The 23,993-nt window shown below is 52.5% G+C and carries 15 protein-coding genes; 11 read left to right on the forward strand and 4 right to left on the reverse strand.

Annotated elements, in window-relative coordinates:
• The first annotated feature begins 15 nt into the window (after positions 1-15).
• The 11 genes from rimO (at position 16) to DW089_RS06205 (ending at position 17,994) form a co-directional block, all read left to right on the forward strand.
• Complete coding sequence (gene rimO, locus DW089_RS06155) at positions 16-1,344, forward strand: 30S ribosomal protein S12 methylthiotransferase RimO (protein WP_118286949.1); 1,329 nt, start codon at positions 16-18, stop codon at positions 1,342-1,344.
• Between the two features lie 6 nt (positions 1,345-1,350).
• The gene (locus DW089_RS06160; RefSeq protein ID WP_105325494.1) at positions 1,351-2,595 is read left to right on the forward strand and encodes a competence/damage-inducible protein A; all 1,245 of its coding nucleotides are present in this window, start codon (positions 1,351-1,353) and stop codon (positions 2,593-2,595) included.
• Positions 2,596-2,607: 12 nt separating this feature from the next.
• Entirely contained in the window at positions 2,608-4,245 is a 1,638-nt protein-coding gene (locus DW089_RS06165) for a DEAD/DEAH box helicase (protein ID WP_105325493.1), read from the forward strand.
• Between the two features lie 4 nt (positions 4,246-4,249).
• Positions 4,250-6,076, forward strand: coding sequence for a GTPase HflX (hflX, locus tag DW089_RS06170; RefSeq protein WP_105325492.1), 1,827 nt, complete (start codon positions 4,250-4,252; stop codon positions 6,074-6,076).
• 2 nt (positions 6,077-6,078) lie between these two features.
• A complete protein-coding gene (locus tag DW089_RS06175; RefSeq protein WP_118286950.1) occupies positions 6,079-7,320 on the forward strand; it encodes a methionine gamma-lyase family protein in 1,242 nt (413 codons plus the stop codon).
• 228 nt (positions 7,321-7,548) lie between these two features.
• Positions 7,549-12,027 carry an autotransporter outer membrane beta-barrel domain-containing protein gene (locus tag DW089_RS06180; RefSeq protein ID WP_147351154.1) on the forward strand — a complete coding sequence of 1,493 codons (4,479 nt, stop codon included), beginning with the start codon at positions 7,549-7,551 and terminating at the stop codon, positions 12,025-12,027.
• Between the two features lie 637 nt (positions 12,028-12,664).
• Positions 12,665-14,179, forward strand: a complete 1,515-nt coding sequence (locus DW089_RS06185) for an AbgT family transporter (protein WP_199614631.1) — start codon at positions 12,665-12,667, stop codon at positions 14,177-14,179.
• A 61-nt stretch (positions 14,180-14,240) separates the two neighbouring features.
• On the forward strand, positions 14,241-15,725 hold the full coding sequence (locus DW089_RS06190) for a carboxypeptidase M32 (RefSeq protein WP_199614633.1): 1,485 nt from the start codon (positions 14,241-14,243) through the stop codon (positions 15,723-15,725).
• 8 nt (positions 15,726-15,733) lie between these two features.
• Entirely contained in the window at positions 15,734-16,342 is a 609-nt protein-coding gene (locus tag DW089_RS06195; protein ID WP_105325488.1) for a TetR/AcrR family transcriptional regulator, read from the forward strand.
• Between the two features lie 692 nt (positions 16,343-17,034).
• On the forward strand, positions 17,035-17,259 hold the full coding sequence (locus DW089_RS06200; protein WP_105325487.1) for a hypothetical protein: 225 nt from the start codon (positions 17,035-17,037) through the stop codon (positions 17,257-17,259).
• 66 nt (positions 17,260-17,325) lie between these two features.
• Complete coding sequence (locus DW089_RS06205) at positions 17,326-17,994, forward strand: hypothetical protein (RefSeq protein WP_118286952.1); 669 nt, start codon at positions 17,326-17,328, stop codon at positions 17,992-17,994.
• Positions 17,995-18,191: 197 nt separating this feature from the next.
• Here the strand turns inward: DW089_RS06205 and lexA are convergent, their stop codons facing one another.
• The 4 genes from lexA to DW089_RS06225 all read right to left on the reverse strand — a co-directional run bounded on the left by lexA (position 18,192) and on the right by DW089_RS06225 (position 23,370).
• Entirely contained in the window at positions 18,192-18,833 is a 642-nt protein-coding gene (lexA, locus tag DW089_RS06210; RefSeq protein WP_105325485.1) for a transcriptional repressor LexA, read from the reverse strand.
• 1,635 nt (positions 18,834-20,468) lie between these two features.
• Positions 20,469-21,002 (reverse strand): flavodoxin family protein, encoded by a 534-nt coding sequence (locus DW089_RS06215; RefSeq protein ID WP_118286953.1) that lies wholly within the window; start codon positions 21,000-21,002, stop codon positions 20,469-20,471.
• Between the two features lie 88 nt (positions 21,003-21,090).
• The gene (locus DW089_RS06220) at positions 21,091-21,492 is read right to left on the reverse strand and encodes a zinc-ribbon domain-containing protein (RefSeq protein WP_118286954.1); all 402 of its coding nucleotides are present in this window, start codon (positions 21,490-21,492) and stop codon (positions 21,091-21,093) included.
• 207 nt (positions 21,493-21,699) lie between these two features.
• The gene (locus DW089_RS06225; RefSeq protein ID WP_255419943.1) at positions 21,700-23,370 is read right to left on the reverse strand and encodes a malolactic enzyme; all 1,671 of its coding nucleotides are present in this window, start codon (positions 23,368-23,370) and stop codon (positions 21,700-21,702) included.
• Positions 23,371-23,993: the final 623 nt, after the last annotated feature.

The following is a 23,993-nucleotide window of genomic DNA, read 5'->3' on the forward strand; positions in this document are numbered from 1 at the left end:
GAGAGGAGCAGCAGTTTGGAAATCGGAGTTGTCAGCCTGGGCTGTCCCAAGAATCTGGTAGATTCTGAAGTGATGATGGGCCTGATCCAGGAAAGAAATTGGAAAATCACCAACGATCCTTCCCAAGCGGATGTGATTATTGTCAATACCTGTGGTTTTATTGAGAGCGCCAAGACGGAATCCATCAATACAATCCTGCAAATGGCGGAATACAAGAAGGAAGATGCGGCCCGGAAGCTGATTGTGACGGGCTGCCTGGGTCAGCGCTATGCCGACGACCTGTTCAAGGACCTGCCGGAAGTGGACGCCATTATCGGTACGGAATGCTACGAACAGATAGGTTCCGTCATTGACCGGGTACAGGCCGGGGAACGGTTTGTGCTGGTAAAGCCCCCCAAGGTCTATACCCAAAAGACCAAGCGGGTACTGGCTACGCCCAAGTACACTGCATATCTGAAGATTGCCGAAGGCTGCAACAACCGTTGTTCCTACTGCGCCATTCCGAAAATCCGGGGACCTTACCGGAGCCGTCCTTTTGAGGAAGTGTTGGACGAAGCCCGGAGCTTGGTGGAGCAGGGGGTGCGGGAGCTGATTGTGGTGGCCCAGGATACTACCCAATACGGCATTGACCTGTACCACAAGCTGCGCCTGTCCGAACTGCTGAAGGCCCTCAATGAGATTCCCGACCTGCGCTGGATCCGGGTGCTGTACTGCTACCCCGATTCCTTTACGGACGAGCTGATTGAAACCATGGCCACCTGCGACAAGGTCTGCAACTATGTGGACCTGCCGCTGCAGCACGCCAGCAACAGCCTTCTGAAAACTATGCGCCGCCGGGATACCCGGGAGCAGGTGGAAGAACTGCTGGCCAAGCTGCGTCGGCGGATTCCGGATATTTGCCTGCGCACCACGTTCATCGTGGGCTTCCCTGGGGAAACAGAGGAACAGTTTGCCGAACTGCTGGACTTTGTGAAAAAGGAACGGTTCCAGTGCGCCGGGGTGTTCACCTATTCCCAGGAAGAGGGAACGGAAGCCGGGGAAATGGAAAACCAGATTCCCGAAGACGTGAAGCAGGACCGGTACCATGAATTGATGGCGCTCCAGGCGGAAATTTCCGAGGAGATCCAGCAGGACCGGGAAGGCCGGGTTTTGGAAGTATTAATTGAAGGCAAGGACGAGGAAGATCCCAATCTGGCGGTGGGCCGCTCTTATGCGGAAGCCCCGGATATTGACGGGAAGATTTATGTGGAAGACGCTGGGGATCTGAAAATTGGGGATTTTGTAAAAGTACGGATCAGTCAGGGCTTCACCTATGAGGCTGTAGGACAGATCGTAAAGGAGTGATTCCTTGTGAACGTAGAAGTCATCAATACGGGGACGGAGCTGCTATTGGGAGATATTGTCAACACCAACTTCCAATACCTGTCCCGGATGCTCAATGATGCAGGCTTTAATGTGTTGTACCAAACCACCATCGGGGATAACGGCGACCGGCTGTTGGAAGTGTTGGGCGCGGCCCTGAAACGGGTGGATATCATCATTACCACCGGCGGTCTGGGACCTACCCGGGGGGACATTACCAAGGAAATGGTGGCCCAATATCTGGGGCTGCCCCTGGAACCCAGTGAAGTGTGGCTGGAAAAGCTGAGAAAGCATTTTGCCGCCCGCCATGTGGAAATGACGGACAACAACAAGAAACAGGCCATGATTCCTCAGGGAGGCATCGTTTTTGACAACCAGGTGGGCACGGCTCCCGGTATTGGTGTCTGGACTCCGGACCACAAACTGATTATTATGCTGCCGGGACCTCCGGCGGAGACCAGCTACGTTTTTTCCCACGAAGTGATGCCGTATCTGCGGCAAAGCTACAAGGACCAGGGCATCATCCACTCCCGGGTGCTGCACCTGCGGGGACTGACGGAATCCAAGGTGGCCCAGGAACTGGATGCCATTGTAATGGCCCAGACCAACCCCACCATCGCCATCTATGCCCGGAAGGGTGAGATCATCATCCGGATTACCGCCAAAAGCGACACCCTGGAAAAGGCGCAGGCCATGAATCTGGCCACAGAGCAGCAGATCCGGGGCGTACTGGGAGACTATATTTACGGGGTGGATTACGAAACCCTGCCAGAGGCATTGGGAAAGCAGCTGAAAGCCAAAGGGCTGACCATTTCCTTTGCCGAATCTTGTACCGGCGGCCTTGCCTCCAGCATGGTCACCGACATACCGGGAAGCTCCGAATACCTGATGGGTTCGGTAGTTTCTTATACCAATCAGGTAAAGCATCAGGTACTGGGAGTTTCCCAGGATACTTTGGAGCGCTATACTGCCGTTAGCGAAGAAACCTGCCGGGAAATGGCTGAAGGGATCCGCCGCCTTATGGGCACGGACCTGGGGGTCAGCATTACTGGAATCGCTGGGCCGGGCGGGGGTACACCGGAAAAGCCGGTGGGCCTGGTCTATGTAGGGGTGTCCGACAAGAATGGAACCCAAGTGCAGGAATGCCGTTTTAAAGCGGCCAGAACAACCATTAAATTACGAAGTGCCATGAATGCCCTGTCCCTCGCAATGGACCGGGTGAAAGATTTATAATTAGGAGATATTATGACCGAAAACAACGAAATGCAAAATAACACCACCACCATTACCCCTGCAGAAGAAATCACGTCTTTTGAAGACCTGCATTTGGACCGTAAAATCATCAACGCCCTGAAGGATATGGGCTTTGAAGAACCTTCCCCCATTCAGAAGGGTGCTATTCCCCTGGCTTTGGAAGGGGAGGACCTGATTGGCCAAGCCCAGACAGGTACTGGTAAGACGGCTGCCTTTGGGATTCCCATTATCCAAAACCTGGACGAAAAGAACCGCCACGTCCAAGCCCTGGTAATGTCCCCTACCCGGGAATTGTGCATCCAGGTAGCTGACGAAATCACCAAGATTGGCCGGACCAAACGGGTACGGGTACTGCCGGTGTACGGCGGCCAGCCCATCGATCGTCAGATCCGCAGCCTGCGCAACGGCATCCAGGTAGTCATTGGTACGCCGGGCCGTCTGCTGGACCATATTCGCCGTCAGACCATCAGCCTGGACCATGTGAAATTCCTGGTATTGGACGAAGCCGATGAAATGCTGGATATGGGCTTTGTAGATGATATGGAAGAAATCATCAAAAACGTTCCCACGGAACGCCAGACCATGCTGTTCTCTGCTACCATGCCCCGGCCCATTCTGAGCATCAGCAAGAAGTACATGAGAGCTCCCAAACTGGTGGCCATCCATAAGGAAGTCGTTACGGCTCCCACTATTGACCAATACTACTACGAAACCCGGGATAAGGTGGACGGTCTGTGCCGCATTCTGGACACCACCGACGACTGCCGGATGATTATTTTCTGCCGCACCAAGAAGGGTGTGGACGAGCTGGTTATTGCCCTGGCTACCCGGGGCTACGAAGCTGAAGGGCTGCACGGCGACCTGAGCCAGAATCAGCGTGACCGAGTTATGAAGAAATTCCGTCAGGGCCAGGTGGACATCCTGGTAGCTACCGACGTGGCAGCCAGAGGCCTGGACATCGACAACATCACCCACGTGGTGAACTTCGATATTCCCCAGGATCCGGAAAGCTACGTGCACCGCATTGGCCGTACGGGCCGTGCCGGCAACACCGGTGTTGCCCTGACCTTCATCACGCCTCGGGAATTCAGACAGCTGAAGCTGATTGAACGGAGCATCAAGACCAAGATTATCCGCGGCACCCTGCCTACCGATGCCAGCGTGCTGGAAAGACAAAGAGAGCAGATCGTTTCCAAGATGCAGAGCATTCTGGAACAGGATCGGTTCCATGAATACCTGCCCATCGTGGAAGCCCTGGAAAAGGACTACGATACCCAGGATATTGCAGCTGCTGCCCTGAAGTTCATGCAGGAAGGCGCCAAAGCCCTGGAAGAACCGGAAGAACAGGTGGGTCCTGCGGGCCTCAGCAACACCGGCGCAAAACCTGGCATGGTGCGCCTGTTTGTGAATATCGGCAAGAGCTCCCGGGTAACGGTGCGGGATATTGTCCAAAGTATTGCCATCGAAGCGGAAATTCCGGCTCACAGCATTGGCCGGATCAGCATTTACGACAAGTTCAGCTTTGTTGAGGTTCCCATGGAATATGCGGAAAAGGTTCTGGCCGTTATGCACCGGAACACCATCCGTGGCTACAAGGTGAACATGGAGCCGGCAAAAGCAAGAGGATAATTGTATGACTCATGAAATCTATGGACGGACGGAGGGCCTGAAAAAACAGGTCCTCACCCAATTAGAAGCAATCTATGAGCTGCAAGCAGGGCAGGGCCAACTGATCAGTCAGGAGTTGGCCCTTGTTTTGCGTGACCTGTCGGACCAGATCAAGCGGGAAATCTCCGTATATCTGGACCGGAAGGGGGTGGTGACAGCGGTAGCGGTGGGTTCCGATTCCCACGTGGAGCTGCCGGCCATCGACAGCCGCCGGAGCCAATTCCGGCTGTGCGGCATTACCTGCATCCATACCCACCCGGAAGGTGCAGCCAAACTCAGCGGGGTGGATATTTCTGCCCTGAAGGACTTGCGCTTTGATGCTATGGCGGCTATGGCGTGGGAAGATCTGTCCCAGGACCCCCTGTTGTCCTTTGGAATGATTACGGACCTGGATGACGACCAAAACCCCGTTGTGGAGGAATTTGGCCCCTTTACGGCCAAGAATGCAGCCCGGATTCCCTTTGGGAATATGATCCATATGATCGAACGGATTCTTGGAAAAAAGACCCGGGGCCACAGCCTGGCCAGCGGTCCGGAACGGGCCATGCTGGTTTCCCTGAACTGGGGGGACCCCCATGCCCGCTGGACGGCGGAGGATTCCATTCAGGAACTGGGACAGCTGGCGGAAACGGCCGGCGCCGAAGTGGTGGGCAAGTTTGTCCAGTCCCGGCCCAAACCGGACCCGGTATTCTTTATCGGCAAAGGGAAGGTCCAGGAACTGTCGCTGTTTGCCCAGCAGGAAGAAGTGGACCTGTGCATCTTTGACGACGAGCTGTCCCCGGCCCAGCAGCGGAATCTGGAGCAGGCTATTGGCGTGCGGATCATCGACCGGACGGGCCTGATTCTGGATATCTTTGCGGGGCGCGCCCGGACCAGTGAAGGGAAGCTCCAGGTTGAGCTGGCCCAGTTAAAGTATATGCTGCCCAGAATCATGGGGCAGGGCACCAGCCTTTCCCGGCTGGGCGGCGGCATTGGTACACGGGGTCCCGGCGAAACCAAGCTGGAAGTGGACCGGCGGCGGATTCGTGACCGGATTTCCTTCCTGGAAGACCAGATCAAGAAAATGAAAAGTTCCCGGGACCTGCAGCAGCGGGCCCGGAACAAGAACGAGGTGGCCCAGGTGTCCCTGGTGGGGTATACCAACGCAGGAAAATCCACCCTGCTAAATACCTTGACCCATTCGGACATCTATGCCCAGGATCAGCTGTTTGCTACCCTGGACCCCACCACCCGGCAGCTGGAACTGCCGGACCAGGGCTTCTGTACTATTACGGACACCGTTGGCTTTATCCAGCGGCTGCCCCACCAACTGGTAGCGGCCTTTAAATCCACCCTGGAGGTGGTAAAGGACGCGGACCTGCTGCTCCATGTGATTGATTGCAGCCACGAAATGGCCAACGAGCAGGAGGAAGCCGTGTACCAGGTACTCCAGGAGCTGGGCGTTACCGATAAGCCCATGCTGAAGGTGTACAACAAGATTGACAAGCTGGAACACCAGGAAGGTCTGGTGCACCGGCTTTCGGCCCAGGAAAATACCCTGTGTGTGTCTGCCAAGACCGGCGAGGGCATTCCTGAGCTGCTCCAGGCCATTGCCAAAGCCCTGGGCAAGGACGTGCTGGAGCTGTCCCTTTGCATCCCCTACGATAAGACCAAGCTGGCGGCCCAGCTTCACGAGGAAGCTACGGTGCTCAGCGAGGAGTACGGGGAAAAGGGCGTAATGCTGAAAATCCGGCTGGCCAAGGATAAAAAATCCCTGGTTGAGCCGTATATACTAGAGGAGGTTTCACTGTAAAAATGATTGAATGGGATAAAATTGAGCAGCAGGCCCTGGAATGCGTGGCCCGTCAAACCAAGGAACATGAGGAAGCGGCAGTCTACAACACCAAAAAGGTGCTGGACGCCTTTGCAGCCCATCAGGTAGCAGATTACTATATGCTGCCCAGCAACGGCTATGCCTATTCCGATACGGGACGGGACCAGCTGGACCTGATTTATGCGGATATCTTCAAGACGGAAGCGGCGCTGGTCCGTTCCCAGTTTGTTTCCGGCACCCATGCCCTGGCGGTGGCCCTTTTGGGCAATCTCCATCCGGGAGATGAGCTGATTGCCGCCACCGGCGAACCCTATGACACCATGCAGACCATTATCGGCAGCCCGGTGAAAACTCCTGGCTCCCTAACGGATCTGGGGGTCATTTACAAGGAAATTCCCATGGCAGGGGATACCCCGGACATTCCCGCCCTGCTCAAGGCCCTGAGTCCCAAGACCCGAATGGTTCACGTGCAGCGCTCCTGCGGCTACAGCAGCAAGAGAAAGACCCTGACCGTGGCCAAAATCGGGGAAATCTTTAAGGCCGTGAAGGCTGTGCGGCCGGACATCATCTGCTTTGTGGACAACTGCTACGGGGAATTCATCGAAAAGCAGGAACCGACGGAAGTGGGGGCGGACCTGGTGGCCGGCTCCCTGATCAAGAACCTGGGCGGCGGCCTGGCTCCCACCGGCGGCTATATTGCCGGCCGGGCGGATCTGGTAGAACAGGCTTCCTACCGGCTGACTGCTCCGGGCCTGGGCGGCGAAATGGGCGCTACCCTGGGGGATACTGCCCGGGAAATGTACCAGGGCCTGTTTTTGGCACCCCATGTGGTACTCCAGGCCGTGAAGACCTCCATTTTCGCAGCCTCCGTGTTCCAGTCCCTGGGCTTTTCTGTGTCTCCGTCCCCTGAGGACGTGCGCAGCGACATTATCCAAACCATCGTGCTGAACAACCGGGAAAACCTGTGTGCCTTCTGCGAAGCCATCCAGGCCCATTCCCCGGTAAACGCCCACGTGCCCCCGGTGCCTTCCCATCTGCCGGGCTACCAGGACGAAATCATCATGGCCGCCGGTACCTTTGTGCAGGGCGCATCCATTGAGCTCAGTGCCGATGCTCCTCTGCGGGACCCCTTCCGGGTATTCATGCAGGGCGGCCTGACTTTTGAACACGGCCGCATTGCCATCATGGCTGCTGCCAAACAGATTATGGAACAAGGCAAATAAGAGAAATAAGAAAGAACGCTCCTACTGGATCTACCGGATCCGGTGGGGGCGTTTTTGCGTGCAGGGGAGGGTGGGCTAAGGTAACTTCTTACCGGCTTGCAGGAAAGCTGAATTTCTGTTCTCTTGACGAAGAAAAATCGCAATTTTATGTAAAATCCAGTTGTACTCTGCTATAATAGTATTGTGTAATAATTCTAGAAACAGGTTATACCTAAGGGGGATTACATCATGGGGAGAGAAAATAAATGGTTTTATGCTTCCATTATGGCTGCGGTTTTTGCTGCGGGGGCAGGCTTTCACCCTGCGCTGGCAGCCGGTATTACTATTGGGACCCTAGACCCGGCGACGAAGGTCCTAACGCCGGCGGCTAATACACCAACGGGATTAACTCTGTCTACTAAGGCTCTGTACGGGACGACCTATACACAGAACCCTTCTCATACGGCGCTTTCCTTATACGGCGAAGGAACGAGCCTGACGCTTGAGGTAACCTCTAGCACTCCCGCTGGTGGAGAACAGGATATTCCCGGTCTTGTGGCGGCTGGGTATGTAACCGAAGCTGCGACAGCAGCCACTGGTAATACGCTCTCCCTGACGGACCAGGCAGCCATTACTGTGAAGCTGGGTTACCATTACCAAGATAGTGACATTCATTACAGCCTTGCCGGCGGTATTTCCAGTCAAGGTGCCGCCATAGACAACAACGTTACTCTGAACAACACTCCTATAACACTCGTGAATAACCCGCAGCAAGCGGTGGATGAGAAAAATACAGAAGATAAGCGAGAGCTGCAAAAAAACTGGCAAGTTTCTGCCAGTCTCGTCGGCGGTGCCGGTGCGTTAACGGCTGCTGGCAATACCGTTTCTATTACGGACGCTGTGATTACGGGGACGTATGATGGCGTCTATACTAGTCAACAGAATAGTCCTCTCAAGCTGAATGTTACGGGCGGTGCCGCCTTGGCTTCTGAGGCGACTTCCGGTATGAGTGCCAATCATAATAGTGTGACCATTACCCAAACAGCAGCCGGAGGTACTTCCAGAGGTGCCTATGGCGACATTACGGGCGGCTTTAGCAGCTACGGAGAAGCCAATAACAATGCTGTCAAACTGGAGAACCTGACCGGAGCAGCACTGGATAGCATCTACGGTGGCGTTTCTGGCATCAATGCGTTGCCGGATAAGCTGCTAGATTACAATCAGCTTACGCTCAATGACCTGTCCCAGACCTACGCCGTTTCCTATACTGCAGACAACAATACCGTTTCTGTAAGCGGCTCGAATGCAGAGGAAGGGGATATTTATGGCGGCTATGCCGCAAGCGATACAGAATTATCATCGGCTGCAGAGACTGCCTCAAACGTAACCGTGCCTGTGACCTTGACCGCACAGGCCAGTGGTAACACGGTCACTGTGGCTGACAGCACGGTGGACAGTATTAGTGGCGGCATGGCAGAAGGCAATCTTTTTACTAGCGATGAATTTGATACGGACCTCATTACCATTTCTCCCCAACTCATCATGCATACAGACGCAAACACAGTGAAAATTACAAATTCCACCATAACCTGGGATATCTATGGCGGCCACAACTGGATCATGGAAGACTATGGCACTAATTCGTATGCGACAAATCCGGATAAACTGACCCTCCTGACTGCCGATGAAAATACCGTTTACCTGGAAAATTCCCAAGTGAAATACGGTGTCTACGGTGGGTCGGCTCTTGATCAATACGATGATTATAAACTATTGGCACCAAGTCCCTTCCAAGGCGAGGCCAATGGGAACACCGTGACCTTAGTGAATACAGCTGCTGGAAGCGTAGTCTACGGCGGAGAAGTCGAGGGTATGGATGTTTTTTGGAGCGGTGCGCTTGATACGACGCTAACAATGGAAGAAATGGCCGCCATCATGAAACCCTCCAATGCTAACAATAATACGGTCACCATTACCTATCAGCTGGATACGCAGAATAAGTCCGGCGAAATTGCCGGCGGTTATACGGTCTATGGCGATGCCAACAACAACCAAGTCTCCGTGACAGGGAAAATTCTCGGTACCGGTACGGACGCGCAGGCTAATTGGTCTCTAGGCGGATTTTCAACTTATTCTGGCAGTACGCATGAGTATACCAGAAATATAGAAGGCGGCTATACCGAAGGCGGTAATGCCAATGACAACAAGGTTAGCGTAAAAAATGTGGCAATCCTGGGATCTGTCGTCGGCGGCTATGCAGATACATTTGTTGACTTCGCTTTAGATACGGCAGGTGCACTTTCGCAGAACTGTAATAACAATACCGTAGCTTTGGAGAATGTCTACGGTTTTTCCGAAGAAGGCAACAGCACCATCTATGGTGGTTGGGCTATAATTCAGGGAGACAATCCGCATGTTGATTCCCCTTTCGTTCCCAGCTATAGGACGACAGCGCAAATTCAGCAGAATGCCTTGGGCAATACAGTCACTCTGCAAGGTGACGTCGCCACGCCGACTATATCCATCGTAGATGGCGTCTATGGCGGCTGGTCCGGCGATGTGATTACCATCGGGATTCCCACCACGGCTGCAGACGCCCGCTTCTATACCGATACTGCTGCCAGTAACGACAACACCGTCTCCCTGTCTAACTATCAGTCTGGCTACGTCGTAGGCGGCGAAGCGGAACTCAACCTGAGTGCCATAGGCGTAACGGACGAGGAAGCAGCAGTAAGTACAGCAAGTACGGCAGAAACGGTAAGCGCGCCGACCGTCACCCTGGCTGCTGTCGGCACGGCCAATAACAACAAGGTCAGCCTCACCGGCAGTACCATTACCTCCTCCGTCCTCGGCGGTGCAGCCGTGGTTAACACCACCTTGGATGATGCTCTCACGAGCTCCGACATCACCTTTAACCGGACCCATTCTGACACAGCCCAAGGAAATACGGTCACTCTGGCGAAAACCAAGGTAACGGATAACGTCATCGGCGGCCTGGCCCTCCGCGGCACAGCAGCGGGTAACACTGTAACCATAGGAGCAGACTCGCAGGCAGCCAGCCTCTACGGCGGCGTCTCCGGCTACGGCAAGGCTATCGGAAATACGGTCAACCTGGCCGGTGGCACAGTTGCTAACGTCTATGGCGGCGCCACAGGCGTCCTGGGTACGGGCAGCGACCTGCAGAACTCTTTAACTGATGCCATCACCACTCTGGCCGACGTTTCTGCAACGATTACAGACCCTGACGTTTCCCAAAGCGATGCTAACGGCAACACGGTGAACTACTACGGCGGCACCGTCACGGACAGCATCATCGCCGGTAAATCTGCTTCCGCGGCGGCTGATAACAACACGGTCAATCTATATGCGCCCTTAGTGGAAACTGGACTGAACCTCTACGGCGGCATAGGCAAGACTGAAAGCACCGGCAACACGCTGAACGTCTACTCCAATGGTAATAGCGTGGGTAATTTGGACCACTTCCAAAAGCTCAATTTCTACGTACCTAAGAATGCAGTTGCCGGTGACACAATGCTGACGGTGACCGGTGACGCCAATCTTGCTGGCGCTGCGATTTTGGGCGGTGTAGAGGAAACCGCCAAACTCACCTACGGGGACGAAGTGAATCTCCTGTACGATGCCAATGGACTTAGCACGGATGGCGCTTCCCTGGGCGTCCTGCCTGGCAAAGACAGGATTCTGAACGCCGGGTTTGTCAGCACTCCGGTGGAAGTACAGCAGAAAGACAAGAATACCATTATCCTGAAAGTGCTGGATCGTTCCGCTTCCACCCTGTCTCCTGATACCAAACTGATTGCCGAAGGTAACGCCGCAGCCCTGAACTTCATTGGGGCGGGGGCGGATACCGCAATGGATGCGGGCTTTATGGCAGCCTCCCAGGCCAGTCAAAACAGCGAAAGCCAGAAGACCTTTACGCCTTACGTGACCATTGGCGGGCAGAATATGCGCTACGATACCGGCTCCTACGTGGACAGCAACGGCTACGCCGGGAACCTGGGCCTGGTGAGGAGAATCCCGAATGCCAACTCCGTGGATACCATCATGCCCTTTGCGGAATACGGCAAAGGCAATTATACCAGCCACCTGGATAACGGCAGCCGGGGGGACGGCACCCAGCACTACGGCGGCGTTGGTCTGCTCTTGCGTCGGGACCTGAATAACGGTGTATATTATGAGGGCAGTTTCCGGGCCGGCGTGATGGATGGGGATTTCCGGGGTGCCCTGGAAGGGTACTATACAACGTACGACACCCATGCCCGGTATGCCGGTGCCAGCCTAGGCCTGGGCCGGATCTATCAGGAAAGCGACAAGGATAGCGTGGATGTATACGGCCGGTTCAACTATACGCACCTCACCAGTGACGATGTAACCCTCCACAGCGCCTTGGGCACGGCGGACTACAACCTGGATGCCGCCGATTCCTACCGCACCAGACTGGGTGCCCGGTGGACCCATAACTACAAAGAAAATCAGTCCTACTATGCCGGTCTCGGCTGGGATTACGAATTTGACAGCACCACCAGAGCCACCTATGATGGCTTCAGTACCCCGTCGCCTGAGAGTAAAGGCTCCAGCGCTATGCTGGAACTGGGCTGGAAGAGCGATGCTACCAAGGAAAATCCCTGGGGCGCAGACCTGCGGCTTACTGGCTGGGCCGGGAAACAGAGAGGCCTGGTGTTTAATGCCAGCATTACACGGAGACTGTAAATGTGAAAGAAAGTAAAAATCATTCCTCCAGAAGCACTGAGCCTCAGGAGGAATGATTTTTTTCGTGAAATCGACAAACAGATGAGGCAATTACCGGTGGCGTTGAAGAAAACGGAGGATGGACTACAGTTTTTTGCAAAAACTGTAGAGGTGTTTTTAAGAATATATATCCGCTTCGCGGCAGCTTGGATAGGAACCCCATCCCGGTCACGGTTTAGTACTTGGGCGCGACCGGGATGGTTATCCTGATATTGCCTTTTGTGTTTTTTTAGCCAGTGGGACGCTTTCAACTAAGCAATTGCGGCGCCGTTTTGTCTGTCCTGTACAACGGCAGTATCAGGCAAGGAAGGTGTGGGTGGAGTCTCCGGTGGATGGGGGACAACCAGTAAATCTTTCTTTGCCATCAAGACCTTGCTGTTCCCGCTGGTTTCCTACCGCACTTAGTTTTGCTTTTCTGCACTGAATAAGTATCCAAAATACACTTCCTACAACCGTTTCATTTGCAACAATAAACTCCGAAATACTGTATACATTCACAAAAAATCCGCATATTTTCTCTGCAAATTGACAAGTTTTCACTTTCTGACTACAATGGACTCAAAAATATGACTGTGGTCATAAAAATGGGATTGGTGTTATGGAAGCGATGGAAACGAAAAAAAGCGGCGGGGGGATTTTGGGAACCATTGAGCGGGTGGGCAACAAGCTGCCCCATCCCTTTATCCTGTTCCTGTACATCATCGCCATATTGGCGGTGGTTTCTGCGGTGTTTGCTGCTATGGGAACCCACGTAATCAATCCCTCCAACGGGAAGACCGTATTTGTCCGCAGTATCCTCAGCCAGGAAGGGCTGGTCTGGGTTGTAGAGCATCTGCTAAGCAATTTCTCCAGTTTTGCACCCCTTGGGTTGGTGCTGGCCATGCAGATGGCCATTGGTCTGGCGGAAGCAGCAGGGCTTTTGTCCACGGTGATGCGCCGGGCCATGATGGGGGTGCCCTTGTGGGCCCTGTCGGCTACAGTGATTTTCCTGGGCATCAATGGCAGTATTGCTTCTGAAGCGTCCATTATTGTCATTCCGGAACTGGCAGCCTCGGCTTTTGCTGTGCTGGGGAAGAATCCCCTGGCCGGGCTGATTGCCGGCTATGCGGCGACCAACGCGGGTTTTACAGCCAACGTGCTGATTACCGGTACGGATGCGCTGCTGTGCGGGGTTACCCAGGAAGCGGCCCATATCATCGACCCCAATGTGGTGGTTACGGCTGCTGACAACTGGTTCTTTATGATTGTTTCCTGCTTCCTGCTGACGGCGGTGGGCGTTGTGGTCAACGACAAGGTCATTACCCCTCGGCTAGGTGCCTATACGGGAGAACTGGCCACCGAAGGCACGTCTGTTACTCCTGCGGAGAAAAAAGGGCTGCGGTATGCTGGCATCTTCACGGCCGTTTATGTGGCATTGCTGCTTCTGTGCACCGTACCGGCAAACGGCCTGCTTCGGGGCAAGGGCGGCACCCTGATTCCCAGTCCTTTCCTGAACGGCCTGGTGCCCATCCTGATCATCTACTTTATCCTGGTGGGCGTGGTCTACGGCAAGACCGTGGGCACCATCAAACAGTCCAGTGACGTGCCGAAGTTTATGGCCCAGTCCCTGAACTCCCTGACCGGGTACATTGTGCTGGTATTTGTCATCAGCCAGTTTATTGCCATGTTCAACTTTACCAACCTGGGTATGGTTATTGCTGTAAACGGTGCTGCCGGGCTGCAAAATGCCGGGTTTACCGGTGTGCCGCTGATTATCGGGATTATTCTCCTTACCACGGTGGTCAACCTGTTCATGTCCAGCGGCTCCGCCAAGTGGTACATCTTCGCTCCGATTTTCGTGCCCATGCTGATGATTCTGGGATACTCCCCGGCTTTTGCCCAGGTCATCTACCGTATTGGGGACTCGGTAACCAACCCCATTACGCCGATTTATCCGTACCTGCCTATTATTATTGGCATGGCCCAGAAGTATGAGAAGAACACCGGCATGGGAACCATCATTTCCCTGATGCTGCCGTATTCCGGGGCTTTCCTGGTAGTATGGATTCTGCAAATGGCAGCCTGGCTGCTGCTGAAGCTGCCTCTGGGGCCTGGGGTATCCTGCTTCTTCTAAGCCTGCACCAGTTTGCTTTTAGAATTGCTGGAATAGGAGGTCTATTGCGTTGTCCTACGAATTGAAATTGCAACGGCTAGAGGAAATCCTGCGGGAATTCCGCTATCTGAAATCCATGGAATCGTTATTTGAGCTGGACCAGTGGGGGCTGCTGCCGGAACAGGGCGCAGCCTACCGGCAGGAGATGCAGGCCCTGGTGGCCGCCCGTAAAACGGGGCTGTTCCAAACGGCTGAGGCCCGGGAATTGGCCCAGTATTTTGCAGAAACCTCCGGTAATACTGCGGTGGAACGGGGCGTTATCCGCTTCTTCTTGTATCAATATCGGACTTTGGGGCTGATGCCCCAGGACCTGCTGCGGCAGTACAACTTGATTCGGGCGCAGGCTATGTTTGCCTGGAAGAAGGCCCGGGAAGCCAAGGACTTTGCTGTATTTGCACCTTATCTGGAACAGGTCTTTACCCTGAAGAAACAATTGGCCCTGGCGGCGAACCCGGACCAGCCGGCTTTTGACACCCTGGTGGCCCAAACCGATGAGGGCCTTCAGGCGGCTGTAGTAAGCCGGGAATTTGAGGTGCTGAAACACGGGCTCAAGGAACTGCTGGGCCGCCTTCGCCGCAGCGGCCGGGACTTTGACGACAGCCTGCTGCACAAGGACCAGGATCCGGACAAGATGCTGGCGCTGGCCAAACACCTGGTGGGGGAAATGGGCTTTGACCCCAAGCGGGGGACCATCAACCAGCAGGTTATCCACTCCTTTACGTCTTTTATGGGTCCCCGGGATTCCCGAATCTCCACCTACAAAAGCGGCAACCCCCATTTGCTGTACTCCCTGCTCCATGAGTCGGGCCACGCCATGTATTCCTACTCTACGGCGGAAGAATATGCGGCCGTAGGGCTGTGGGGCGGCAGCGAAGGGGGCTTTCATGAGTCCCAGTCCCGTTTTATGGAGAATATTATCGGCCGGAGCCGGGCCTACGCCCAACATCTGCTGCCCCTGCTCCAGGAAACGTTCCCGGATTTTGCCGAGGTGACGGCTGAAGGGCTGTACCAGGCTCTGAACCGGGTGCAGCCCAGTCTGCAGCGAATCAACGCCGACGAGGTCACCTACAGCCTCCATGCCATTATCCGGTTCGAACTGGAACGGGATTGGTTCGCAGGGAAATTGACTACCCAGGAGCTGAAAAAGGCCTGGGACGACAAGTACGAGGCCTACCTGGGGGTGCGGCCCCAAAATGACCTGGAGGGAATCCTCCAGGATATGCACTGGGCTGGGGATTACATTGGCTATTTCCAGAGCTATGCCCTGGGAAATATCTACGATGGGCAGATTTTGGCCGTGCTGCTGCGGGACGTGCCGGATTGCTATGAACGGGTGGGTCAGGGAAACTTTGCTCCCGTTCTGGACTGGCTTCGGGACCATATCTGGCAGTATGGCATTGTCTATACCGGCAGTGAGCTCATGACGCAGCTTACCGGAAAAGCCCTGGACGCCCAGCCTTTCCTGGCTTATCTGAACCGGAAATACGGCGCCCTGTATGGCTGCTGAGGTGCCCCATGAAAAAATTGACCAAGGGGGACCAGACCAAGGAACATTTGTACCGCTGCGCCCTGGCGCTGTTTCGGGACAAGGGGTACGACGGGGTCACGGTGGACGCTATTGTTCAGCGGGCCCACGTGGCCAAGGGAACCTTCTACATCTATTTCAAAAGCAAATCGGATATTATCACCGAGCTGCTGAAGTCCTACGACTCCTATTATCTGGCGCTGGAAAATCAGCTGCAGCCGTCCATGGGGGTGGAGGAAAAATTTGATGCCATCATTACCGGTTCCTGCCGCTTTACCCAGGAGGAGATTGGACGGGAATGCATTCAGGTGCTGTATAAGGCCCTTTTGAAAGGGAATGACCGCTTGGACGCCCTGGACCTGGAACGGGCCCTGTATGGCATTTTCCGGGCTCTGGTGGTGGAAGGAATTGCCCAGGGGCACTACGCCAAGGCAACGGATCCGGACCATTTTACCCGGCTGCTGCTCCGGTGCATCCGGGGCACGTATTTCGAATGGTGCATCCAGACCAAGGGGTTTGATTTAACGGAAGAAACCCTAGGGCTTACCCGGGCTTTTCGCAAAGCCTATTGGGTGCAGCCCGGACCCAAGGAAGACTAAGAATTCCTGCCAGGAATAAGACAAAACGCTTCTGCTCGGATATTGCTGCCAAGCGGAAGCGTTTTTTGCGCCTTGGGTGGCGTATAATACCTTTTGCAGCTTGCAGGGGTCAGCTGGCAGGGGAGGATTGCCCCAAACCAGTACTGTGCACTGCTACAGTAGAGAAGAAGAGTGTAACTTTAGACCCCAAGCCGAATGCTTTTGAGGTGGATTTATGACCGTTATGAACGGACAGATTTTTGGGCTTAAAAGCAATAATTCCAGGCCTGGCAGCTTAAAAAGGTTCTTCACAAATTGACGATAATTTAACGAAAAGTAAGCTTATACTTTCCAATTGAAAAACGCTGTATTTTGTATAACAACGAGTAAAGCTGTAGGAAAATACAGGGCTCAAGCAGTCTTTAGCCAGCTTTGCGTTAGCTTGTGTATTTAATAAAGGTTTTATAGATTAGAAACTATTCTTATTAATAATGTTCATTTGTTACGATAATTTCATAAAACCTTCATGTATGGGGAAAAATGGCCATAATATTTTTGTTTCTGCAAAAAGTGTGTTATACTTAACATAAGAAAGCGGCTGGTTGTCCTCTGGTTGGGGCAGACAGACATCCCCGTTCAGGTTAGCAGCAACAGTTGTTTACGAAGTAGAAACGCCCTGAGCAGGAGACTATTCTTGCAGAAAAGAGAGTATCATGAAACCGTATATTAGCTATCAGGGCTACACTGGAAAAGTGGAATTGGATGTTATAACAAGACTGTACATTCTTAACGTCATGGAAATGCAGGGTGGCATCCATTTTATGGCCCCCAATTACGAAACACTGACGGAAGACTTCTATGATTGGGTAGACGATCTGATGTTAGGCAATGACGAGGAAGACGATACCCTGGAAGATAGGGGACTAAGTTATATGTAAGCCTCCAAGACCCGGTAAGGTAAATTCCCTGCCGGGCTTTTTTATTTTGTTAGGAGATGGAATGGTATGGCAACGGAAGGGGAAGTGCCCAGCAGCACGGCGAAAAAGGTCTGGCGGGTGCTGAGTATAGACTTTGACTATTACCTGGATACTACACTGGAAGTCCGGGATGAGGAATTTCCTCCCGGTGGAGATAATATCCCGCCTCAGGAACTGAAAGCGGAATGGCAGCAAAGCTACCAGGAATACCCGCAGCTGCGGCGTTTGGGGCTGCGGCACCTGCCTTATGCCTACCATTGCCACGTGCTCCACGCTATCCACCGGGGCAAGGCCTACGTGGCCGACAGCCATGGGGAGATTGTAGAGCTGCTGAAGCAGATTCCCCGAGCTGAAACCCTGGAATTGACCCATATCGACTTTCATCATGACAATTACGTATCGGCCGGCAGCAAGGTGGACTGCGCCAACTGGGTGCATCACCTGCAGCTGCACCGGGATCCGGAGAATACCCACGTAACCTGGATCCGGCGGCTGGACAGTGAAATGGCGTCCCTGTACGGGCCTTTCCCTTATCCCAATACCACGGATTATCATATTTCCAGTCTATATGATTACGTATTTCTCTGCTTTTCTCCGGAGTGGACGCCGCCCCATCTGCGGGGTGCTTTCCAGAAGCTGGTTCAGGCAGTCAAACAGCTGCACCCCAGACTGCTAAAATCTGGAGAGAAACTGTAGGGGGCATATTCCCTGAGGAATGGCCACTGGAGACAGGAAAGCGGCCCGGCAGCTGAAGGCATCTTGGCCTTGCCCCAGCGCTATGCAGCCTTTGACCGGAACCGCCTGCAAATACTGCCGGTGCCTTGGCGAAAATTTCAGCAAAAAAAGACGTCTCTGGATTTCTTCAGAAACGTCTTTTTTAATGCAATTGTGCTTTACAGAGATCTAAATACCCCAATGACTTTCCCGGTAATCCGGATGTTGTCCGTACCAATAATGGGAGAATAGGCATCATTTTCCGGCTGGAGGCGAATCTGCTTTAGGTCCCGGAAATACCGTTTGATGGTGGTTTCTTCGTCATTAATCAGAGCTACCACAATGTCGCCGTTGCTGGCGTAATCCTGCTTGCGGACAAACACGTAGTCGTGGTCATAAATACCGGCATTCTTCATGCTGTCGCCTTCGACAACCATCATGAACACATCGTCCCGGCAGCCAATCAGGTCCATGGGGATGGGGTAGGTATCCTCAATATCTTCTACTGCCAGAATGGGATCACCGGCGTGGACAGCGCCTACCAATGGCACGGGTACCATATCCTTTTTCCGCCAGCCCAAGTCCTGGGGCATATAAGTACGGGGCTTTTCAGGGTCCCATTTCAGATAGCCGGCATCTGCCAGCTTTTTCAGGTTATTATGCACAGAAGCGCTGGAAGAAAGACCTACTGCCTGACCAATTTCCCTTACCGAAGGGGGATAGCCGTTGGAAAAGGTGTAGGTGTTGATATACGTAAGAATCTTGGTCTGTCGATCAGTTAAGGAAGTAAGCTTAGATTCGGAATTGGCTGCATTGTTCATAGACAGATCTCCTTTACCCCCAAAATCCGCTTTTGGGATATTATTATCGAATATAGGTTGCTACTAGCCTTAGTATACCAAGCTTATCCCAAAAAATCAAACAAATGTTTGCAAAAAGCGCAATAAAGCCTCAATTTTGCACAAAACGAACAGGAAAAGTGGAAACAAGCACAATCGATATATTATCGATATATTGTGGTAGGGCTGAAATGGTTTGAAACGTCCAAATTTGCGATTTGACGAGATTTAAGTGAAAGTACAATAACTTACTCAACTTACTCACGCAGAATTGGAAAAAACGATTCTAAAGCCATTTAACGCATGAAAAATCAGCCGGGAAAAGGAAAAAAGTAAGGTGTACGCTGAGAACTCAAAAAAAGTAAACTGGTATCCTAGCAGAGCACCCGAAAACACTGGGTGCAAGCTGCAGAACAGCAAAAATGGCTAAAGCAGCAGACTGGCATCCAGATAAACAGTTGAAGTCACACCAAACCACTGAAGGTCCGTTGGATAAATCACAGCTTTGACGAAATGCAGAGACTCAGGCGCCTATAATATGATGTCTCAAAGTTCGGAGGCAAGGCAAAGACACAGGCAATAAAAAGGAAGTTTATGGCACGGTAAAAGCCGATTGTCCAACGTGAAAACCAGCAGCGGCAGTATGGCGAACATCATTTAAAAATGCTTGCGAACCGGATTTGTAAGGGAGTTGTAAATTTCTGAAAAAAATCAAGAAAAATTTTACGTCCTATAATATATATTATGTTAAATAGTGTGGAAAAAATTTAACAAAGGGTAAGTTCCTGGCTTGCCAACCGTTAAAAAGTCATACTATTGGCGCCAGCCCAGGCGCTGCCAGTGTTTGCAGGCTTTATTTTTTCGGCAAAGTGCTTTCTGGTCCTACAAACCTATTGCTTTCAGGTCCATTTAACGGTATTTTCCTTTTTAGCTTCGGGCTTTATTATCTATACCATAATTATATACGTATAGATATATGCAGGACCTTTGCGTTGCTTTTCTATGACGCAGCTTTTTGTAGTTTTTACCTTTTACGTTTCCTACTTTTTCGTTTGGCCCCCGTGAGTATGTGTAGCCGATGCTGCCACTGGGCTTTTGCGCTGCTTTAAATCTATTCCTTTAACAGTACTGTCCTACAGAATATCCCTCTTTTTTATGGAGTTGCGCTTGGTTTTAAATTTATCTTTTCACATTTGCTATTTTACCTTATTGGTTTTTATCCTACTGCTGGCAGTATTGCTCCCTTATTTGGGCGAAAGATTGCCTTTTCAAAGCTGTAGTTCTATTTCGTCCTGATAATCACTACATATGGTAGCATAATTCCTGCTTTTCCGTCATAATACTGCTATATATGCTATGACCGCCAAATTTCGTTTCTGAGGCGTTTTTTTAAGGGGGTGCATATACTTTTATATAGGCCATTTTGCATCTAAAATGATTTCAGCCCCATTTTGGAAGCAATTTTCCAAAATGAGACTGTAGAATGGCGAACAGGTGAAAACCGGTCAGGTGAAAACCGGTCAGCTGATTACGCAATTTAGCTAGGTTATTTAGTTGAATCCTATAGACGTTTTCCCAGGCTGATTACGCAATTTAGCTAGGTTATTTAGTTGAATCCTATAGACGTTTTCCCAGTTGGTAGGCATCTTGTATAAAATGGCTATGCTTGGTCATAAAGGGCGTGCCGCAGCCCGTGCCCAAAATCATGCCTTGGTCTGCAAAGCCGCAATATTTTACCAGCGTTTGGTAGTGGACCCGCAGGGCCTCAAAGGTCCAAGAATCATCATTCCAGGCAACGGTTAGGAGGGCCGATTTCAAATGGGCGGAATGGAGTGAAGAATTGAAGGAGCAAAAACGGTCAACAATGCTCTTTAGCTGAGCCGTCATGCCAAAATAATAAAGGGGAGTGGCCAAAACCAATATATCGGAAGCTAAAATTTGCTGTTTTAACTGGGGCATACCATCTTTTTGCACACAGGGGCCTTCGTAGCCGCAGGCTAGACAGCCGGTGCAGGGATGGACCTGGGCGTGGGCTGCATCAATGACGTGAACCCGGTGTCCTGCCTCCTCTGCTCCCCTTTTGAAACTTTCCACTAACAGGTGGGTGGAACCATTTTGGTTGGGACTGCCCATTAATACGGTAATATCCATTTCACTCGCTTCTTTCCATTAATTAATCGAATAATTAATCGAACAATTAATTATTCGGTGTGCTGCTGCGCTTCTTGCCCCTGCAAACCTAATCGTGCCACTGATAGCCGCAGTGCCTACAGGTATACCGCAGCCGGTTGGAATGGTGCTTTCCTGCAATCAGCCCTAAAGGTCCAATGAGCAGCGCCCCCACTACCCCCTTCACCAGGCTGTAGCCCTTCTTATCAATATAAATATCTGTAGAATGGCAATTGGGACAATGGAGCCACCCTCTGTCCACAATCACTTCTACTCGGCTGGGCTGCACTGTAGGCAGTTCCTGGTCCTGGCGTGCAGGCCTGGCCGCAGGATCTATCATATATACAGAGTCTGCGGGCAGAGCCAGCGTTTCAGTTTCTGTTTTGGGTCCGGCGCCTTTAACAGGTGCTCCGCACTGACTGCAAAACTGCGCCCCTGCAGCCAGCTTTGCCCCACAATGGGTACAAAACATCCCTATCCCTCCCCTTCGTAGCCGCAGGAAACTTGTACCTTCCTGCGTTACTGGTACATTACAGTTTTATCTTAGCACACTGGCCAGAGCCTGTCACGGGAAAGAAAGGCAGAACGGAAAAAGAATTGGAGCTTGCACAAGAAAGCAGGAACCGAGGCTTCTCCGATTCCTGCTTCGTTTATCTAAAGGGCAATCCCTTTGTGCTCTTTAGTACTCCGGTGTCCAAAGAATCTTGGCCACAGCCTCTTTGGCATCTAAAATGCCTTTGGATGCCAGCCCCTGTTTGATGGCGCAGTCTGCTACCGCTTCGGCTACGGCTTGGGTGAAGGTTCTCAGATGGGCTACCGGCGGAAGCACAGCAGCCCCTTCCTGTCCTGCGTCCACAAATTGGGTCAGGGCATGAGCCGCAGCAGAAATCATTTCTTCCGATACCCGGGACGCACCGGCGGCAATGCTGCCCATTCCCAGGCCGGGGTAGATTAACGCATTGTTGGCTTGGCCAATGTGGTAGGAAATGCCCTTATAGGTAATGGGTTCTACTGGAATCCCTGTGCCAATGAGCGCTTTTCCGTCAGACCAAGCCAGCAGATCCTGGGCAGAGGCCTCGGCCAGCTGGGTAGGATTGCTCAAGGGGAAAATAATGGGCCGGTCACACCAGGACAGCATGGCTTCCACAATCTCTTTCGTAAAGGTCTTGGGCGTAGTGGACGTGCCTACCAGAATGGTGGGCTTGGCAGCTATCACGGCACCCTGTAGAGTTGAAGTGTCCTGACCGGCAAATTCGTCCCGTTTTCTGGCAAAAGGCCGCTGTTCCGGCGTCAGGTCTTCCATATCGTCAAACAGAAGGCCCTGCTTATCTACCATATAGAAATGCTTTTTGGCTTCTTCTTCCGAGAGCCCTTCCTTAACCATTTCCTGGCAGATTTGGGCTGTGATGCCAGCGCCTGCTGTACCAGCGCCAAAGCACATGTAGCGTTGGTCCGTCAGCTTTTCTCCGGTAATCTTCATGGCACCCAAAAGTCCGGACAGGGTAATAATCCCCGTCCCTTGGCAGTCATCGTTAAAGACCGGGTAGGAGTTCCGATACCGGTTCAGCAGTTTGGCTGCATGTTCCCGTCCGAAATCCTCAAAGTGGAGATAGACCCCGGGAAACAGCTTTTCTACGGCGGCTACAAACGCATCCACAAAGGCCAGATAGGCGTCGCCCCGCACCCGTTTGTGCCGGGCACCCAGGTATAAGGGATCCTGCAGCAGACTCTCCCGGTCCGTTCCGCAGTCCAAAACCACAGGCAGAACATATTCTGGATTGATGCCCGCCGCATTATAGACCATCAGCTTGCCTACGGAAATATCCACCCCGTTGATGCCCCAGTCACCAATGCCCAAAATGGCCTCCGCATCGGTACAAACAATCAGCTGGATTTTGCGGTTATCGGCTGCCCGTTTCAAAATCCCCTCTATAGCCTCCGGCTGCTCCAGGGATAAAAAGGCAGCTTTTTGGGCCGTTACGTACTTTTCGCTATAGGTTTCAATGCTTTCAGCAATCACCGGATCGTAGACAATGGGCATCCATTCTTCCAAATGCTGGGTGAAGGCGTAGAAAAACAGCCGCCGATTGGTGTTGAACACCTCCATCAAGTAATTTCGCTTTTCCAGATTGTTGGTCTTTTGAGAAAAATAGGCATAAACCCGTGCTGCCTGCTGGTCAATAGTTTCCACTACCGGTGGCAGGAGCCCGGAAATCCCGGCCTTTTCCCGTTCTTCCAGAGAAAAAGCAGTGCCCTTATTGAGAAACGGATCCCGCAGTAAGGCAAATCCAGATTTTGTCATAATAAGACTCCTTTCGAAAGCAGAACAAAGAACGAATATCCATAACATGTTAGTATATAAATCATCTCTATAGCCATTATAAGGCAAACTGAAGAATTTGTCATATACAAACAGGCCGCTAGAATCTGTGCAGGTTCTAGCGGTGCTGTAGAAAACTATGTATCGGATTTTTGGTCGACGTTCTCAACGGGTGTAGTGCAGACATCCTACTTTTGAACCCCATCCCGGCATTGCCGTGGGCAATGCCACCCTTCCCCTTTACCTGTTCGCATAGCGAACAGGTAAGGAGACGGCAAACCAAACTTCCTCAGTCAGTCCTGCGGACTGACTGCCCCTTCACGCTTGAAGGGGCCATTCTTAGGCCTATACGAGTCATGTGCTAAACGGGTATAGAGATGGAATTACGGGGTATGTAAATACTAGTACGACCTTTCTATATCACTTGACTAGTAGAGGTCTAGAACGCTTCCTGCAAGCGTGCAGGAAGTGTCGCCGACCGGCGACGATAGAAGTTCACCACATATTGCGGCCTCTGGCCGCTGCCTTCCACTTACCAGTGCGTTGCTCGGCACGCACTGGAGAAGGGGAAGGTCGGTCACGCCCATGTACCAAACCGTGACCGGGATGGGGTTCCGGCCCAAGCGGCCGCAGAGCGGATATATATTCTGAAA

It is taken from the genome of Acidaminococcus sp. AM05-11, from assembly GCF_003472805.1.
In the GTDB taxonomy this organism is placed as follows: Bacteria; Bacillota; Negativicutes; order Acidaminococcales; family Acidaminococcaceae; genus Acidaminococcus; species Acidaminococcus hominis.